The organism is Ruegeria sp., from assembly GCF_040830605.1.
GTDB lineage: Bacteria > Pseudomonadota > Alphaproteobacteria > Rhodobacterales > Rhodobacteraceae > Ruegeria.
In genome coordinates, this window is the sequence record NZ_JBFOMD010000004.1 from 84,416 (window position 1) to 100,567 (window position 16,152).

The 16,152-nt window shown below is 63.4% G+C and carries 16 protein-coding genes and 1 riboswitch; of the genes, 13 read left to right on the top strand and 3 right to left on the bottom strand.

Annotated features, from left to right (window positions below; translation table 11 throughout):
• Positions 1–15: 15 nt before the first annotated feature.
• The 12 genes from dnaJ (at position 16) to radC (ending at position 9,610) form a co-directional block, all read left to right on the top strand.
• Positions 16–1,161, top strand: coding sequence for a molecular chaperone DnaJ (gene dnaJ / locus AB3N21_RS07140; RefSeq protein WP_171175271.1), 1,146 nt, complete (start codon positions 16–18; stop codon positions 1,159–1,161).
• A gap of 134 nt (positions 1,162–1,295) precedes the next feature.
• Positions 1,296–1,400, top strand: a riboswitch (TPP riboswitch).
• Positions 1,401–1,445: 45 nt separating this feature from the next.
• Entirely contained in the window at positions 1,446–2,249 is an 804-nt protein-coding gene (thiD, locus tag AB3N21_RS07145; protein ID WP_367934579.1) for a bifunctional hydroxymethylpyrimidine kinase/phosphomethylpyrimidine kinase, read from the top strand.
• Positions 2,246–3,223, top strand: coding sequence for an FAD-dependent oxidoreductase (locus AB3N21_RS07150; protein ID WP_367934580.1), 978 nt, complete (start codon positions 2,246–2,248; stop codon positions 3,221–3,223). Before thiD ends, AB3N21_RS07150 begins: the two co-directional genes overlap by 4 nt.
• The gene (thiS, locus tag AB3N21_RS07155; RefSeq protein WP_367934581.1) at positions 3,207–3,401 is read left to right on the top strand and encodes a sulfur carrier protein ThiS; all 195 of its coding nucleotides are present in this window, start codon (positions 3,207–3,209) and stop codon (positions 3,399–3,401) included. The genes AB3N21_RS07150 and thiS overlap by 17 nt, the downstream gene beginning before the upstream one ends.
• Positions 3,402–3,403: 2 nt before the next feature.
• Entirely contained in the window at positions 3,404–4,174 is a 771-nt protein-coding gene (locus AB3N21_RS07160; RefSeq protein WP_367934582.1) for a thiazole synthase, read from the top strand.
• Positions 4,171–4,767, top strand: a complete 597-nt coding sequence (locus tag AB3N21_RS07165; RefSeq protein ID WP_367934583.1) for a thiamine phosphate synthase — start codon at positions 4,171–4,173, stop codon at positions 4,765–4,767. The genes AB3N21_RS07160 and AB3N21_RS07165 overlap by 4 nt, the downstream gene beginning before the upstream one ends.
• Positions 4,764–5,729 (top strand): ThiF family adenylyltransferase, encoded by a 966-nt coding sequence (locus tag AB3N21_RS07170; RefSeq protein ID WP_367934584.1) that lies wholly within the window; start codon positions 4,764–4,766, stop codon positions 5,727–5,729. The genes AB3N21_RS07165 and AB3N21_RS07170 overlap by 4 nt, the downstream gene beginning before the upstream one ends.
• Before the next feature lie 17 nt (positions 5,730–5,746).
• Positions 5,747–6,682 carry an ABC transporter substrate-binding protein gene (locus tag AB3N21_RS07175; RefSeq protein WP_367934585.1) on the top strand — a complete coding sequence of 312 codons (936 nt, stop codon included), beginning with the start codon at positions 5,747–5,749 and terminating at the stop codon, positions 6,680–6,682.
• Positions 6,679–7,362, top strand: coding sequence for a thiaminase II (tenA, locus tag AB3N21_RS07180; RefSeq protein WP_367934586.1), 684 nt, complete (start codon positions 6,679–6,681; stop codon positions 7,360–7,362). The genes AB3N21_RS07175 and tenA overlap by 4 nt, the downstream gene beginning before the upstream one ends.
• Positions 7,359–8,087 carry an ABC transporter ATP-binding protein gene (locus AB3N21_RS07185; protein ID WP_367934587.1) on the top strand — a complete coding sequence of 243 codons (729 nt, stop codon included), beginning with the start codon at positions 7,359–7,361 and terminating at the stop codon, positions 8,085–8,087. Before tenA ends, AB3N21_RS07185 begins: the two co-directional genes overlap by 4 nt.
• Complete coding sequence (locus tag AB3N21_RS07190) at positions 8,084–8,818, top strand: ABC transporter permease (RefSeq protein ID WP_367934588.1); 735 nt, start codon at positions 8,084–8,086, stop codon at positions 8,816–8,818. The genes AB3N21_RS07185 and AB3N21_RS07190 overlap by 4 nt, the downstream gene beginning before the upstream one ends.
• A gap of 36 nt (positions 8,819–8,854) precedes the next feature.
• Positions 8,855–9,610 (top strand): DNA repair protein RadC, encoded by a 756-nt coding sequence (radC, locus tag AB3N21_RS07195; protein ID WP_367934589.1) that lies wholly within the window; start codon positions 8,855–8,857, stop codon positions 9,608–9,610.
• A gap of 194 nt (positions 9,611–9,804) precedes the next feature.
• Here the strand turns inward: radC and AB3N21_RS07200 are convergent, their stop codons facing one another.
• The 3 genes from AB3N21_RS07200 to secA form a co-directional block, all read right to left on the bottom strand.
• Complete coding sequence (locus AB3N21_RS07200; protein ID WP_367934590.1) at positions 9,805–11,364, bottom strand: substrate-binding domain-containing protein; 1,560 nt, start codon at positions 11,362–11,364, stop codon at positions 9,805–9,807.
• Positions 11,365–11,388: 24 nt separating this feature from the next.
• Complete coding sequence (locus tag AB3N21_RS07205) at positions 11,389–12,318, bottom strand: hypothetical protein (RefSeq protein ID WP_367934591.1); 930 nt, start codon at positions 12,316–12,318, stop codon at positions 11,389–11,391.
• A 104-nt stretch (positions 12,319–12,422) separates the two neighbouring features.
• Complete coding sequence (gene secA / locus AB3N21_RS07210; RefSeq protein WP_367934592.1) at positions 12,423–15,128, bottom strand: preprotein translocase subunit SecA; 2,706 nt, start codon at positions 15,126–15,128, stop codon at positions 12,423–12,425.
• Positions 15,129–15,303: 175 nt separating this feature from the next.
• Here secA and AB3N21_RS07215 point away from each other — a divergent pair, with 175 nt between their 5' ends.
• Positions 15,304–16,152 (top strand): peptidylprolyl isomerase, encoded by an 849-nt coding sequence (locus tag AB3N21_RS07215; RefSeq protein WP_367934593.1) that lies wholly within the window; start codon positions 15,304–15,306, stop codon positions 16,150–16,152.

Here is a 16,152-nt window from a genome sequence, read left to right on the forward strand (position 1 = left end):
CAGAAGGAAAAACTGATGTCAAAACGCGACTACTATGATGTGCTCGGCGTGTCCAAGGGGGCCTCTGCGGACGAAATCAAGAAGGGTTTTCGCAAGAAAGCCAAGGAACTTCACCCCGACCGCAACAAAGACAACCCAGATGCCGAAGCGCAGTTCAAAGAGGCGAACGAGGCCTACGACGTCCTGAAGGACGCCGAAAAAAAGGCCGCGTATGACCGCTTTGGCCATGCCGCGTTTGAAAACGGCATGGGTGGCGGCGGGCAGCGCCCCGGCGGCGGTTTTGGCTCGGGCGATTTTTCGAGCGCGTTCTCGGACGTATTCGATGATCTGTTCGGCGATTTCATGGGTGGCCGTCAGGGTGGCGGACGGCGGGCCGCGCGCGGCTCGGACCTGCGCTATAACCTGCGGGTGACGCTGGAAGAAGCCTATTCCGGCATGCAGAAAACGATCAACGTGCCGACCGCCGTGTCGTGCTCGTCCTGCGAAGGCACCGGCGCCGAAGGCGGGGTCGAGCCCACCACCTGCCCGACCTGTTCCGGCATGGGCAAGGTGCGGGCGCAGCAAGGGTTCTTTACCGTCGAGCGGACCTGCCCGACCTGTTCGGGTCTGGGGCAGATCATCAAGAACCCCTGTACTTCGTGCAAGGGCGCGGGCCGGGTCGAAAAGGACCGGGCGCTCAGCGTCAACATCCCCGCCGGCGTGGAAACCGGCACCCGCATTCGACTGGCGGGCGAAGGTGAGGCCGGGATGCGCGGCGGCCCTCCGGGCGATCTCTACATCTTTGTCGAGGTGGCGCCGCATGAGCTGTTTGAACGCGACAGCGTGAACCTTTATTGCCGCGTACCGGTCAGCATGGCCAAGGCGGCGCTGGGCGGCTCGATCGAAGTGCCGACCATCGACGGCGGCCGTGGCCGGGTGCAGATCCCGGCAGGCAGTCAGTCCGGCCGCCAGATGCGTCTGCGGGGCAAGGGCATGCCCGCCCTGCGCGGCGGCGGTTCCGGCGACATGTTCATCGAACTGGCCGTCGAAACCCCGGTCAACCTGACCAGCCGCCAGAAGGAACTGCTGCGCGAGTTCGAGGATCTGGGTGAGGACAACAACCCCGAGACCAAGAGCTTTTTCTCATCCGTCAAATCCTTTTGGGACGGGATGAAGGGCTGAACGCTCTGACAGTCACGGCAAGGACCGGTCCATTTGGGCCGGTCTTTTCGTTTTGGACTTATGTATATGTCCAGTTTGGCCGCATATCCCCCATGTCTGGGTCTTGATTCCCGGCCCGCCACCTGAGATTGTCGCGGCAACCGTTGGGGTGCCCTTGTCGGGGCTGAGAGGCGTGGATGCGTCAACCCATCGAACCTGATCCGGGCAATACCGGCGGAGGGAACGGTCTCAGTACTAAAGACGTTTTCAAAGCCCCGTTGCCCCGAAAGACATGGAGCAACGGCATGGCACCTATTGCCCTGACCATCGCAGGATCCGACAGCGGCGGCGGCGCCGGAATTCAGGCCGACCTCAAGGCGATGTCGGCGCTGGGCGTCTACGGCGCCAGCGTGATCACCGCCGTGACGGCGCAGAACACCCAGGCGGTGACCGCGGTGCATGGCATCCCGCTGGACGTGATCGCGGCGCAGATCGACGCGGTTCTCTCCGATCTCGATGTCGGCGCGATCAAGATCGGCATGCTGGCCACGCCCGAGATCATCCAGACCGTGGCCGATGGCATCGCCGGGTTCGGCGGCCCCGTGGTTCTGGACCCGGTGATGATCGCCAAATCCGGCGATGCATTGCTGGCCCGCGACGCGATTCAGACCCTGCGCGAGGTCCTGCTGCCCCGCGCCACCGTGCTGACCCCGAACCTGCCCGAGGCCGCCTGCCTGCTGGAGCGCCTTGTGGCCGAAACGGACGAGGAGATGGTGGAACAGGGCCATGCGCTCTGTGCGCTTGGTGCGCAGGCCGTGTTGATGAAGGGTGGACATGCCACGGGCGACATCTGTCATGATCTGCTGATCGCTGACGGACAAGTTGCCGGCGAATATTCCGCCCCGCGCCGCGGGACGAAGAACACCCATGGCACCGGCTGCACCTTGTCCTCGTCGATTGCCGCCGGGCTCGCCAAGGGCCTGCCGCTGACCGGGGCGGTGGAGGCGGCACATGTCTATTTGCAGGGCGCGATTGCACAGGCGGATGCGCTGGGCGTCGGCCATGGCCACGGGCCGGTGCATCACTTCCACATGGTCTGGCCCGCGTGACCGTTTACTCGGTCATAGGGGCCGGGGTGGCCGGGCTTGCGGTTGCGACCGAGCTGGCGGCGCGTGGGGCAAAGGTCCAGGTCTTTGATCCGGGCGGCCCGCCCGGTCCGCATGGCTGTTCCTGGTGGGCCGGGGGCATGCTGGCGCCGTGGTGCGAATACGAAAACGCCGAGGAGTCGGTGTTGCGACTGGGACAGCAGGCCATCGACTGGTGGGCAGAAAAGACCGAGGTCACACGGCGCGGCACGCTGATTGTTGCCAATGCCCGCGACCTGCCCGACCTGCGCCGATTTGCCCGGCGCACCGAAGGGTTTCGTGAGACAAAAAATGGTGAAATCACCAAATTAGAGCCTGATCTGCACGGATTTGGCAAAGGTCTGTTCTTTACGGATGAGGCGCATCTTGATCCGCGCAAGGCGCTGCAAGACCTTCATCGCGGGCTGCAAGATAACGGGGTGGAGTTCCACCGCAAACTGGCGCCCGCCGGGTTGGAAAACGCCATCGACTGCCGGGGCCTGCACGCGCGCGATCTGCTCTACGATCTGCGCGGCGTGAAGGGTGAGATGCTGGTGATCCGCTGCCCCGACTTGACCCTGACCCGCCCCGTGCGCCTGCTGCATCCGCGCATGCCGCTCTACATCGTGCCGCGCGGCGACGGCATCTACATGCTGGGCGCGACGATGATCGAAAGCGAGGACAGCAGCCGCATCACCGCGCGCTCGATGCTGGAACTGCTCAGCGCCGCCTATGCGCTGAACCCGGCCTTTGGCGAGGCCGAGGTGCTGGAAATCGGCGTCGATCTGCGCCCCGCCTTTCCCGACAACCTGCCCCGCATCCGGCGGCTGGGGAGGACAATCTATGCCAACGGGCTCTACCGCCACGGCTATCTGCTGGCGCCCGCACTGGCGCAGGGCGTGGCCGATCTGGCGCTTGAGAACAAACATTCGGAGATGGTCGATGAAGATCGTGCTTAACGGCGAGACTCGCGAGGTGCAGTCCGAAACGCTCTCGGCGCTGCTGGAAGAATGCGGATTCAGTGGCCGGGTCGCGACGGCGGTGAATGAGCAGTTCGTGCCGTCGTCGCTGCGCGTCGGCCAAAAGCTCACCGAAGGCGACCGGATCGAGGTCGTCGCACCGATGCAGGGGGGCTGAGGATGAAGACGTTTTACGGCACTGAACTGCCCAACCCGCTGATGCTGGGCACCGCGCAATACCCAAGTCCGGCCATTCTGGAACAGGCGTTTCGCGAGAGCGGCGCCGGGGTTGCCACCGTTTCCCTGCGCCGTGAGGGCGCCGGGGGCGCGGGACAGACATTCTGGGCCATGATCCGCGATCTGGGCGTTTTGATCCTGCCCAACACCGCCGGGTGCCACACGGTGAAAGAGGCGGTGACCACCGCCCACATGGCGCGCGAGGTGTTCGGCACGCCGTGGATCAAGCTGGAACTGATCGGCCACACCGACAGCCTGCAACCGGATGTGTTCCAACTGGTCGAGGCTGCGCGCATCCTGACCGAGGACGGGTTTCAGGTCTTTCCCTACACCACCGACGACCTGATCGTGGGCGAGCGTCTGCTCGGGGCCGGGTGTGAGGTGCTGATGCCCTGGGGTGCACCGATTGGCTCGGGGCGTGGCCTGAACAATGAATACGCGCTGCGTGCGATGCGGGCCGAGTTTCCGGATGTGCCGCTGGTCGTGGATGCCGGGATCGGCCTGCCCAGTCACGCCGCCCACGCGATGGAGCTGGGCTATGACGCGGTGCTGCTGAACACTGCCGTGGCGCGCGCGGGTGATCCCGTGGCCATGGCGCGCGCGATGGCATTGGCGATTGACGCCGGGCGGCTGGCGCATGAGGCCGACCCGATCGAGGCACGGGATATGGCCGAACCCTCGACCCCGGTGATCGGAAAGGCGTTTCTGTCATGACGCTGGACCGGTTCTATCCCATCTTCGACCATTCCGACTGGCTGCGCCGAATGCTGCCGCTGGGCGTGAAGCTGGTGCAGTTGCGGGTGAAGGATCAGCCCGAGGATGTGGTGCGCGAACAGATCGCGATCTCGCGCGATCTCTGCCGCGCGCGCGGGGCGGTGCTGGTGGTCAACGACTACTGGCAGGCGGCTATCGAGGCCAGGTGCGATTGGGTGCATCTGGGGCAGGAGGATCTGGACCAGGCCGATCTGAAGGCGATCCGCAAGGCGGGTCTGAAACTGGGCGTCTCCACCCATGACGATGATGAGCTTGAGCGGGTTCTGGCCATGGACCCCGATTATGTGGCGCTGGGGCCGGTCTATCCGACGATCCTGAAAAAGATGAAATGGCATCAGCAGGGTCTACCGCGTGTAACCGAATGGAAGGCCCGCGTTGGTGACATTCCCCTGGTCGGCATCGGCGGCATGAGCGTCGAGCGCGCGCCCGGCGTGTTGGAGGCGGGCGCTGATATCGTCTCGGCCGTCACCGACATCACCCTGAACGCCGACCCCGAGGCCCGCGTGCGGCAATGGATCGAGGTCACGCGATGAGCCGCTATGCCCGGCAGATGATCCTGCCGGAGGTCGGCGTCGAGGGGCAGGCGCTTCTGTCTGCCGCCCGTGTGCTCGTCGTCGGCGCAGGCGGTCTGGCGGCGCCGGTGCTGCCTCTACTGGCAGGGGCCGGAGTGGGGCATCTGACGGTGATGGATAGTGATACCGTCGATCTGTCGAACCTGCACCGGCAGACGCTGTTCACAGAAAAGGACTGCGGAAAACCCAAGGCGGAAATCGCTGCCGAACGCTGTCGCGAGATCAATTCTGGCATCGTCGTGACATGTACAAGACGAAAACTCACGCCTGAGAACGCTGTACAAAACGTACAAAACGCCGATCTGGTGCTTGATTGCGCCGACAGCTACGCGGCGAGCTATACGCTCAGCGACACCTGTCTGGCGCAGGGTAAACCGCTGATCAGCGCGTCGGTGCTTGGGCTGGGCGGATATGTTGGCGGCTTCTGCGGTGGCGCCCCGTCCTTGCGCGCTGTTTTCCCTGAGGCTCCGGACAGCGGCGCAAGCTGTGCCACCGCGGGCGTTCTGGGGCCGGTCGTCAGCATGATCGGAGCGGCGCAGGCGCAGATGGCTCTGGCGGTGCTGCTGGGTCTGGAGCCATCGCCGCTGGGCCAGATCATGCAGTTCGATGCCCACACTTTCCGCAGCACCACGTTTCGCTTCGACGCCGCGCCCGAGCCCGAGACGGCATTTCGTTTCGTGGCTCCGACCCAACTCACCGGCGACGACGTGATCGTGGAATTGCGGGGCGACACAGAGGCCCCCGACCCGATCCACCCCGCCGCCCATCGTATCGCTCCTGATGCCGTGGCGGCGCATTTGCAGGAACCGACCAAGCGCCTCGCTCTGTGCTGCGCCACCGGCCTGCGGGCCTGGCGCACAGCGGAACGTATTCAACCGGATTGGCCGGGCGAGATCGTCCTCGTCGCGGCCGCAACTTCATGAAAAGGAAACGCAAGACCATGAAGAAACTCCTTACCGCTCTGGCCATGCTGGCCACCACTCCGGCGATGGCCGCCGACAAGATGACCGTCTTGCTGGACTGGTTCATCAACCCCGACCACGGCCCGATCATCGTGGCGCAGGAAAACGGATACTTCGCCGAACAGGGGCTTGAGGTTGAAATCGTGCCGCCTGCCGACCCCTCGGCCCCGCCGCGTCTGGTCGCTGCTGGTCAGGCCGATCTGGCCGTGTCCTATCAGCCGCAGCTGCACCTGCAGATCCACGAGGGCCTGCCGCTGAAACGTGTGGGCACGCTGGTCGCCACCCCGCTCAACTGCCTGTTGGTGCTCAAGGACGGGCCGATCAAGTCGCCGGCGGATCTCAAAGGCAAGAAGATCGGTTTCTCGGTCGCGGGCGTGGAAGAGGCCGTGTTAGGGACTGTTTTGGGTCATCACGGCGTCAAGCTGGATGAGATCGAGATGATCAACGTGAACTTCTCGCTGTCGCCTTCGCTGATGTCCGGTCAGGTGGATGCGGTGATCGGCGCCTACCGGAATTTCGAGCTGAACCAGATGGATATCGAGGGTGTGCCCGGCACCTGTTTCTATATCGAGGAAGAGGGCGTCCCGCCCTATGACGAACTGATCTATGTCGCCAATCCCGAGACCATGGATGCCGACAAGGTGGAGCGTTTCCTCGCCGCGACCGAAAAGGCCACCCAGTTCATCGTGAACAACCCCGAAGCAAGCTGGGAGGTGTTCTCGGCCACCTCGACCGAGTTGCAGGACGAGCTGAATGCGCGGGCCTGGGTCGACACGCTGCCCCGCTTTGCTCTGCGTCCGGCGGGTTTCGACGCCGGCCGGTATGCGCGGTTCGAACAGTTCCTGAAGGACAGCGGCATGATCGACAGCGTGAACCCGGTCGATGCCATCACCATCGACGTGACCGCGAAATGAGCGGAGCGCCGGATTATGGCCGCGCCTTTGGCCTGATGCGCGAGGGCGCGGGCGAGACGTGGCGGGACTACACCCGCCACGCCTTTGTCGAAGGGCTGAAGGACGGGAGCCTGCCGCGCGAGGCGTTCCTGCATTACCTGCGTCAGGACTATGTGTTCCTCGTCCACTTCTCGCGTGCCTGGGCGCTGGCGGTGGTCAAGGGTGAGACGCATGAGGAAATGCTGGCCGCCTCGGCAACCGTGAACGGGCTGATCAGCGAAGAGATGAAGCTGCATATCGTTGTCTGTGCCGAGGCAGGGATTTCCGAGGCAGACCTATTCGCTACGCCTGAACGGCCCGAGAATCTGGCCTACACCCGCTTTGTGCTGGAGGTCGGCTATTCTGGCGACTTCATGAGCTTGCTGGCCGCACTTGCGCCTTGCGTCATGGGCTATGGCGAGATCGGGGCGCGTTTGGCGGATGAGGCCACTTCGGATACCTACCGCGACTGGATCGACACTTACGCGGGGGCCGAATACCAGCAGACCTGCCGCGATGTCGGGGCGCTGCTGGACGGTGCGCTGATCCGGCGGTTGGACGAGGGTTACGACCAATTGCCGGTCTGGTCGCGCCTCTGCAAGACCTTTGAGATGGCGACACGGCTCGAAGTCGGGTTCTGGCAGATGGGCCTGACTCCGTGACGCCAGCGCCCGGGATAACGGTCGAGGGGCAGGCTACTATTGACGGCGCGCAGCTATTCGCGCCGCTCTCGCTGTCTTTGGCGGCGGGGCAGTGGACCTGCCTTCTTGGCGGCTCGGGCGTTGGGAAATCCACAGTGTTGCGGCTGATTGCCGGGTTGCGGACGGGGGCGGATTTTGACGGCGCCATCCACGCGTCGGATCGCGGCAAGGTGGTGCCGCGCGTGGGTTACATGGCGCAGGACGATCTGCTGTTGCCCTGGGCGACGGTGACGCAGAACATCATTCTGGGCGCCCGGCTGCGCCGCGAGAAACCGGATATGGCGCGGCTGGAGCGGCTGCTGGGGCGGGTGCGGCTGACCGATCATGCGGCCAAGAAACCGGCGGAACTGTCCGGCGGTCAAAGGCAGCGCGGGGCGCTGGCACGAACGCTGATGGGGGACAAGCCGGTCATCCTGCTGGACGAGCCATTCTCGGCACTCGACGCGCGCACGCGGGCGGATATGCAGGATCTGGCGGTGGAGCTGCTGCACGGACGCACGGTACTGCTGGTCACGCATGACCCGGGCGAGGCCGCGCGGCTGGGGCATTCCATCGTGGTGATGTCGCAGACCGGGCTGACCCCTTGTGACCCACCGGCTGCGGAAACGCCGCGCAAGGTGGACGATCTGGAAACGCTGGCCGCGCAGGGGGCTTTGTTGCGCCTGCTGCGCGAGGAGGCGGCATGAGGTATGTCCCCGCCTTTGCTGCGGCCCTGTTTGCCATCGGTGTCTGGCAGGTGATCGTCAGCCTGACCGGCCTGCCGCGCTTTATCCTGCCCGGGCCGCTGTTGGTGGCCGAGACCTGGTGGCAGAATCGTGCGGTGATCGCAGAACATACTCTAATTACTGCGATCGAAGTGCTGATCGGGCTTGGCTGCGGTGCGGCGCTGGGGATCGCGACGGCGATCCAACTGGCGACGTCGCGCATGGCGCGGGTGCTGGTGCAGCCGATGCTGGTGTTCACGCAGGCCCTGCCCGTCTTTGCGCTGGCGCCGATCCTGACACTGTGGCTGGGCTATGGGCTGTGGTCCAAGGTCGCGATGGCAGTGCTGATCATCTACTTCCCTGTGACCTCTTCGTTCTTTGACGGGCTGATGCGGACGCCGCCCGGCTATCTGGATCTGGCCCGTACGATGCAGGCCAGTCCGCGCGCGGTGCTGTGGCATATCCGGGTGCCCGCGGCGCTACCCTCGCTGGCCTCGGGCCTGCGGCTGGCGGCGGTCTATGCGCCCATTGGCGCGGTGATTGGCGAGTGGGTCGGGGCCTCCAAAGGGCTGGGCTATCTGATGCTGCTGGCCAATGGGCGGGCCAAGACCGATCTGATGTTTGCCGCTATGCTGACGCTGGGGGTGTTCTCGGTCCTGCTGCATATCGCCGTGCGCAGGGCCACGACCCGGATGGCGGGCGAGGGGCGTTAACCAAACGGAAACCGATTCGGGGCGAGGCTTTGCGGTATGAGCCAGGATGCCTTTGCCGAAGCCCCGATGCTGTTCGACACCGACGAAGCACCGGTGACGCCGCTGCCGTCGGGACGGTTGCCGTCCTACATCAAGGATCACCGCAAACGCTTGCGCGAGCGGTTCATGTCTGGCGGTGCGGCGGCAATGCCGGATTATGAGCTGTTGGAACTGGTCCTGTTCCGCTCGATCCCGCGTCAGGATGTGAAACCGTTGGCGCGACGGTTGCTGGAGGCGTTCGGCGACTTCAGCCGGGTTTTGACCGCTCCGGTAGAGCGGTTGCAGGACATCAAGGGTGTGGGCGAGAGCGTCATCACCGATCTGAAGATCCTTGAGGCCTGCGCGCACCGGATGGCACGGGCACGTGTGATGCAGCGGCAGGTGATTTCCAGTTGGGACGCGCTGCTGGATTACTGTCATACGACCATGGCGCATCGCGAGATCGAGCAGTTCCGAGTGTTTTATCTGGACCGCAAGAACGTACTGATTGCAGATGAGGAGCAGGCCAAGGGAACGGTCGATCATGTGCCGGTCTACCCGCGCGAGGTGGCGAAACGGGCGCTGGAGCTGAATGCCTCGGCCCTGATTCTGGTGCACAATCACCCCTCGGGCGATCCGACGCCGTCGCAGTCGGATATCGATATGACCAACCGGATTCGGGATGCCTGCGTTGCGCTGGGTTTGACCCTGCACGATCATCTGATCATCGGGAAGTCCACCGAGTTGAGTTTCCGGTCGGAGGGGTATCTCTGATGGGCATGTACAAAGAGGGGGCTCTGCCCCCGTCCCGGCAAGCCGGGACTCCCCCGGGATATTTTTGAACAGAAGAAGGGTTGGGCGTGTGCTTCAGCACTTCACGAAAAACTTGAAACACCAAGCATCACGTAACGCGTTGAAATCTATGATTTCAGGCAGCGTTAAGTGATTCAGGTATTTCGCAAGGTGCTTTATCGCATCCAGACTTCGACGCGGCGGTTGACCTGGCGGCCCCAGTCGCTGTCGTCGCAGGCCATGGGCAGGGCCTCGCCAAAGGCTTCGACGCCGATCTCGACGCTTTCGGGGCGGGCTGTTTCGACGGCGTTCAGGACTGCGTCGCGAACAGCTTCGGCGCGTTTACGGGCGATCCGGGTGTTGCCTTGTGCGGGGCCTTCGCCATCGCTGAAGCCGACAAAGACCAGCTTGCGGGCGTCATAGGCACCGGTTTCCAGCGCCTGCGCCAGGCCCAGGATGTTTGAACGCGATTGGGCGTCGGGGCGGGAGGAGCCGGTTTCGAAGCGGAACGATGTGGTCAGGCGGGCCATCGGGCTGAGTGTGGCAATCATGCGTTGCAGTTCTTCCACCGGGGTTTCCTCTCCGGCCGCTGTGATCGCGTTGGCCAGCCGGTCGCCTTGCGCGCCCATCCGTATCAGCTCGGCCGACTGATCCACGAACCCGGCGCGGCGGATCACGATCTGGGCGGCAGAACTATTGGTGTAGGCGAGAAACTCGCGCGCGATCTTGGGCAGGCGGCGTGCGGGCAGGTACAGGAACATCGGCGAGGTGAGCGGATAATCCTCGGTCTTGATGGTCCAGCGGGTGGCGGCGAGGGAGAAACCGCAGGGCCCAGTCAAGGTCAGTGCCCGCGCGGTGCCGGTTTCGGCAAAGCTGACGATGCCGATGGCAAAGGGATCGGCTGCGACGGCACGGGCCAACTGGCTGCTGCGGGTATGGCGGGAAATCGCTTCGGCCAGCGGCACCTTTGCCCGGCCAAGCAACCGGTCCTCGACCGCCTGAGCCAGCCCCGAACCTGCGGTGGGCAGGTGCAGTGCAATCGGGGCGTCTGGGCCGCCGAGGGCAGACCAATTGGCAATGTCTCCGGCAAAGACGCGGGCAAGATCGGCAGTCGAGATTCGCTGTACCGGATTGTCGGGGGCAACCACCGGCACCATCGCGTCGAGCGCCAGCACCCGGGCGCGATTGGCCTCGGTCAGATCGCCCATGCCCGCCTCTTGCGCGCGCTCACGTTCGCCGGGGCGAATCTCGCGCAGGGCCATCACGATATCGGCCTCGTTGGCCAGCAGGTCGGCAAAGCCTTCGTCGGTGTTGGTGACGTGAAACGTGAACCGGGCCAGTGGTGCGTCACGGTGGGTCTGATGCAGGGAGTAGACGAAATGGGCCTCGTCCAGCGTTTCGCGGTGGGTTTGCAGCCCGTTGCGCAGGGCGAACCCCTCGACCAGCGCGGGCAGCAGTACTTCGGCCATGGTGGAGGAGCCCGACAGAGTGATCTCGGCCACGAAATCGGTCAGGCTTGGGCAGGCCGGGCCGTCGCAGGTCACGCCCGAGCCGTCCACGGTCAGCTCTCCGAATTTGGTGTCGACACGATAGAACTCGCCGTCGAACCCCAGGAGCGTGCCCGAGATTTCGACCTTGCCATCGCGCGACGACAGGGTGATGTCCTGCGCATGGACCCCTGTGGCGGGGGCAAGAACGGAAAGTGCGGCGAGAGCCGCCGCACGAAGCCAAGTCATATGAAACCTGCGGTTGCCTGCGGATTACTTGGCGGCGATTTTCAGGTCTTCGACCAGATTATTCAACACCAGAAAATCACCTGTGGCCCCGCAATCCGGCATTGACAGCACAAGATCGCGCGACCGCAGCCTCCCGCCGTCGCGCAGATCGAAAGATTGGGCGTTGATGTCGCGGCCGCAATTGTCGGTGGTCACCTCGGCCTCGATCGTCAGGGCGATGGTGCCGGATTGGGCCGCCTGCCCGGATGGGAAGGTGTAGATTTCGACAAGCTGCGAGGTGGGAGCCACCGGGGTGCCGAGCCGGGCCACCTGGCCCAAACCGTGGGCTTCGGTGCCGGCCCAAACATGCCCTTCCTGACCATAAGCGGCGCCGAATTCGAGCGCGTGCATCTGAAAGCCCGCCGGGCCTTTCCATTGAAGAGCAACCCGGTCGTAGGCGTTCAGGTCTGTAACTTCGGTCCTGGCGACGGTGCCTTTGTTGTTCTCGAAGGCCAAAATAAATACGGCGGTTTCCGAAAGGGCCGGGACGGTAATGTCCAGCCTGCCGAACGCGTCGGTGACGTCGGTGAACATCAGCCCGCTGTGATGCACGGTCAGGCGTTCATTCACGTTGCAGGGTGCGGCAACAGACAGGGCGACGCTGGCCATCGGCACGGGTTCCGCCGTTGCCTTGATCGCGCAGTCCTCGGCGCGGGCGGGTTCCGGGGTGACCGGTTCGGGTTCTGGTTGTGCCAGCAGATCGGCCTTAAGCGTCTGCTCGGCCTCTTGCGGTGTCGCCGAGGTGAGGACGATTCCCTCAAGCTCGCGCATGACCTCATCGTCGGCCTGCTGGCCGGACGCGGTGGTCTGGTCAAGCGATGGCGTGTCGCTCAGGCCGTACTGCATCAGATACCCCGTTCCCAGAGCACAGCTTACGGTACCGCCAACCATCAATATTCTACGTGCAAGACTCATGACACCCCCCTCCTTCTCAAGGAGCACAGGTGAAGTTCGTTAAAAAAGACGGCCAATATGTGGCCGCCCTTGGGAGTCATTTTGTCAAGTTCGGGGCGGATGGCCTAGGCCAACCGTCCGTGACAGTGCTTGAACTTCTTGCCCGAGCCGCAGGGACATGGATCATTGCGCCCGGGATTGCCCCACGTAGTGGGGTCATCCTCGACGAATCCCGGGCGTGCATCGCCCGAGGCTTCGGCCTCGGCGATGGCCTCGGCACGGTCGGCGGCTTTCTGCATTTGCGCTTGCTGGGCGGCCATCTGGGCCAGCATTTCCTTTTGCTCTTCCTCGGTCAGAGGCCGCACGCGCGACAGTTGCTTGGTCACGGTTTCGCGCAGCCCGTCCAGCATTCCTTCGAACAGCTGAAAGCTTTCGTTCTTGTATTCGTTGAGCGGATCGCGCTGGGCATACCCACGGAACCCCACGACCGAGCGCAGGTGTTCCAGCGTCAGCAGATGTTCGCGCCATTTGCTGTCGATGGTCTGCAGCAGCACCTGCTTTTCGATGTTGCGCATGTTCTCGGGACCGAAATCGACGGCCTTTTTCGCCATCATGTCATCGGCGGCCTTGATCAGACGCTCGCGAATCTCGTCGTCATCGACGCCTTCTTCATCGGCCCAGTCCCTGACCGGAGCGTCCACGCCAAGCTGTTCGATCACCGCCTCGTGCAGGCCATCGGTATCCCACTGGTCCGCATAGGTTTTCGGCGGCATGTACTGGTCGATCAGGTCGTCGATCACCTGCTCGCGCATGTCCGAGACGATCTCGGACAGGTCGTCAGCCGACATGATCTCGCGCCGCTGGCTGAAGATCACCTTGCGCTGATCGTTCATCACGTCGTCGAACTTGAGGATGTTCTTGCGGATGTCGAAATTGCGCCCCTCGACCTTGGCCTGTGCGCGTTCTAGCGATTTGTTCACCCAGGGGTGAATGATCGCCTCGCCCTCTTTCATGCCCAAAGTCTTGAGAACCTTGTCCAGGCGTTCCGAGCCGAAGATGCGCATCAGGTCGTCTTCGAGGCTGAGATAGAACACCGTGCGGCCCGGGTCACCCTGACGGCCCGAGCGTCCGCGCAACTGGTTGTCGATACGGCGGCTTTCGTGCCGTTCCGAGGCCATGACGAACAGGCCACCCGCGTCGAGCACTTTCTGTTTTTCCTCGGCATGGCGTGCCTCTTCCGCAGCGCGCAGCTCGGCGGGGTCGGCCTCGGGGTTGGCGGCGATGGCCTCCAGCACCTTCATCTCGACATTGCCGCCCAGCTGAATGTCGGTGCCCCGCCCGGCCATGTTGGTGGCGATGGTCACCGCGCCAAAGCGGCCGGCATCGGCGACGATCTGCGCCTCTTTCTCGTGCTGGCGGGCGTTCAGCACGTTGTGCTTGACGCCCTCCTTGTCGAGAAGCTGGCTGAGGATTTCCGATTTCTCGATCGAGGTGGTCCCGACAAGAACCGGCTGGCCCTTTTCATTGGCCTTCTTGATCTGGCCGATCATGGCGATGTGTTTCTCGCCAACCGTGCGATAGACCTGATCGTCCTTGTCTTCGCGCGTGATGGGACGGTTGGTGGGCACCTCGACGACGCCCAGACCATAGATCTCGCCGAATTCCTCGGCCTCGGTCAGCGCGGTGCCGGTCATGCCGCTGAGCTTGTCGTAGAGACGGAAATAGTTTTGGAAGGTCACCGAAGCCAACGTCACGTTTTCCGGCTGAATCTGAGCGCCTTCCTTGGCTTCGATGGCCTGATGCAGACCGTCCGACAGGCGGCGGCCCGGCATCATCCGGCCGGTGAATTCGTCGATCAGCACCACCTCGCCGTCACGCACGATATAGTCCTTGTCGCGCTGGAACATCTTGTGCGCGCGCAGGCCCTGGTTGACATGGTGCACGATGGTGGTGCTTTCCGGATCGTACAGCGACTGGCCCTCGGGCAGCAGCTCGCGGGCGATAAGCTGCTCTTCCAGAAACTCGTTGCCTTCGTCGGTGAAGGTTACGTTGCGGGTCTTTTCGTCCAGCGTGAAGTGATCGTCCTGCAGCAGCGGGATCAGCTTGTCGATGGTGACATACAGCTCAGACCGGTCCTGTGCGGGGCCCGAGATGATCAGGGGTGTCCGCGCCTCGTCGATCAGGATCGAATCCACCTCGTCCACGATTGCGAAATTGTGGTGTTTCTGATGCACCTGCGTCAGATCGGACTTCATGTTGTCGCGCAGATAGTCGAACCCCAGCTCGTTGTTGGTGGCATAGGTGATGTCGCTTTGATAGGCGGCCATTTTCTGATCTTCGGGCTGGCCGGACCAGATCACGCCGGTGGTCATGCCCACCGTCTCAAACACCTTGCCCATCCATTCCGAGTCGCGCTTGGCGAGGTATTCGTTCACCGTCACCACATGCACGCCCTTGCCGGTCAGCGCGTTCAAATAGGCGGGGAGGGTGGCGACCAGTGTCTTGCCCTCACCCGTCTTCATTTCCGAGATATTGCCCTGATGCAGGAAAATCCCGCCCATCAACTGAACGTCGAAGGCCCGCAGACCAAGGGCGCGTTTGGCCCCTTCACGGACGTTGGCAAAGGCTTCGGGCAGCAGGTCGTCCAAGCTTTCGCCGTTGTGCGCGCGCTGGCGCAGTTCGGCGGTCTTTTCCTTGAGGCCGTCATCCGAGAGTTTCTCGAACTCTTCTTCCAGCGCGTTGATCTGATCGATCAGCGGGCGGGTCGCCTTGATCTTGCGGTCGTTCGGCGTTCCGAACACCTTTTTGGCGAGCGTTCCGAGTCCCAGCATGTTCACTCCAGCGGATCTGTTCTTATCGTGGTTGCGACAGGCTTGCCCGCCCTGCGCGCAACCCATAGATACGGGGGGTGAAAGGCGGTCCTGTCCAAGGCTTCAAGCGATGTAAGCGGCGGGCCAAAGAGTGTCAACGCCGCGCCCTGCCGCGGCCTGAGAATAGGATGATTCAATGCCCAAAGGCCTCACTTTTCTGCCATCACTGGCGCTTGTCGTCGCGATGGCCTTGCCGGTGGCTGCCGAAACTGAAACCAATGCCGATACTGTTGTGGCCCGCGTCAATGGTGAAGAGATCACTTTGGGCCACATGATCATCGCGCTGGCCTCGTTGCCGCAGCAATATCAAGGGCTGCCGGACCAGGTGCTTTATGACGCGATCCTCGACCAGCTGGTGCAGCAGAGCCTGCTGAAACAGGTGCAGCAGGGCGAGGTGCCCAGGCAGATCACGCTGGCGCTCGAGAACGAGGAACGCTCGTTGCTGGCGGCGGAAACCATCGAGGGCATTCTGCAGGCCGCCACCACCGATGAGGCGGTACAGGCGGCTTATGACGAGAAATACGCCGATGGGTTCGGCGGTGACGAATACAACGCGTCGCATATTCTGGTCGAAACCGAGGATGAGGCAAAGGCGATCAAAGAGGCGCTGGATGGCGGGGCCGATTTTGCCGAGACCGCCAAGGAGAAATCCACCGGCCCGTCTGGTCCCAATGGCGGTGAGTTGGGCTGGTTCGGCACCGGCGCCATGGTCCCCGAGTTCGAACAGGCGGTCGTTGGGCTGGAAAAGGGCCAGGTTTCCGACCCGGTTCAAACCCAGTTCGGCTGGCATGTGATCATCCTGAACGATCAGCGCAAGGCCGAGGCGCCGGAGCTGGAAGAGGTGCGGGGGGAGCTGACCTCGAAAATCCAGCAGGACGCCATCGAGGCCCGCGTGGCTGAACTGACCAAGGCGGCCGAGATTGAGCGTCCCGCGCTGGACGGTGGCCCCGATGCGCTGCGGCAGATCGAGCTGGTTCAGGAGTAA

Bases quoted from the DNA above. Each gene is read 5' to 3' on its own strand.
- dnaJ (WP_171175271.1), top strand. From the start codon at position 16: ATGTCAAAACGCGACTACTATGATGTGCTCGGCGTGTCCAAGGGGGCC.
- thiD (WP_367934579.1), top strand. From the start codon at position 1,446: ATGGCACCTATTGCCCTGACCATCGCAGGATCCGACAGCGGCGGCGGC.
- thiS (WP_367934581.1), top strand. From the start codon at position 3,207: ATGAAGATCGTGCTTAACGGCGAGACTCGCGAGGTGCAGTCCGAAACG.
- AB3N21_RS07160 (WP_367934582.1), top strand. From the start codon at position 3,404: ATGAAGACGTTTTACGGCACTGAACTGCCCAACCCGCTGATGCTGGGC.
- AB3N21_RS07165 (WP_367934583.1), top strand. From the start codon at position 4,171: ATGACGCTGGACCGGTTCTATCCCATCTTCGACCATTCCGACTGGCTG.
- AB3N21_RS07170 (WP_367934584.1), top strand. From the start codon at position 4,764: ATGAGCCGCTATGCCCGGCAGATGATCCTGCCGGAGGTCGGCGTCGAG.
- AB3N21_RS07175 (WP_367934585.1), top strand. From the start codon at position 5,747: ATGAAGAAACTCCTTACCGCTCTGGCCATGCTGGCCACCACTCCGGCG.
- tenA (WP_367934586.1), top strand. From the start codon at position 6,679: ATGAGCGGAGCGCCGGATTATGGCCGCGCCTTTGGCCTGATGCGCGAG.
- AB3N21_RS07190 (WP_367934588.1), top strand. From the start codon at position 8,084: ATGAGGTATGTCCCCGCCTTTGCTGCGGCCCTGTTTGCCATCGGTGTC.
- radC (WP_367934589.1), top strand. From the start codon at position 8,855: ATGAGCCAGGATGCCTTTGCCGAAGCCCCGATGCTGTTCGACACCGAC.
- AB3N21_RS07200 (WP_367934590.1), bottom strand. From the start codon at position 11,364: ATGACTTGGCTTCGTGCGGCGGCTCTCGCCGCACTTTCCGTTCTTGCC.
- AB3N21_RS07205 (WP_367934591.1), bottom strand. From the start codon at position 12,318: ATGAGTCTTGCACGTAGAATATTGATGGTTGGCGGTACCGTAAGCTGT.
- secA (WP_367934592.1), bottom strand. From the start codon at position 15,128: ATGCTGGGACTCGGAACGCTCGCCAAAAAGGTGTTCGGAACGCCGAAC.
- AB3N21_RS07215 (WP_367934593.1), top strand. From the start codon at position 15,304: ATGCCCAAAGGCCTCACTTTTCTGCCATCACTGGCGCTTGTCGTCGCG.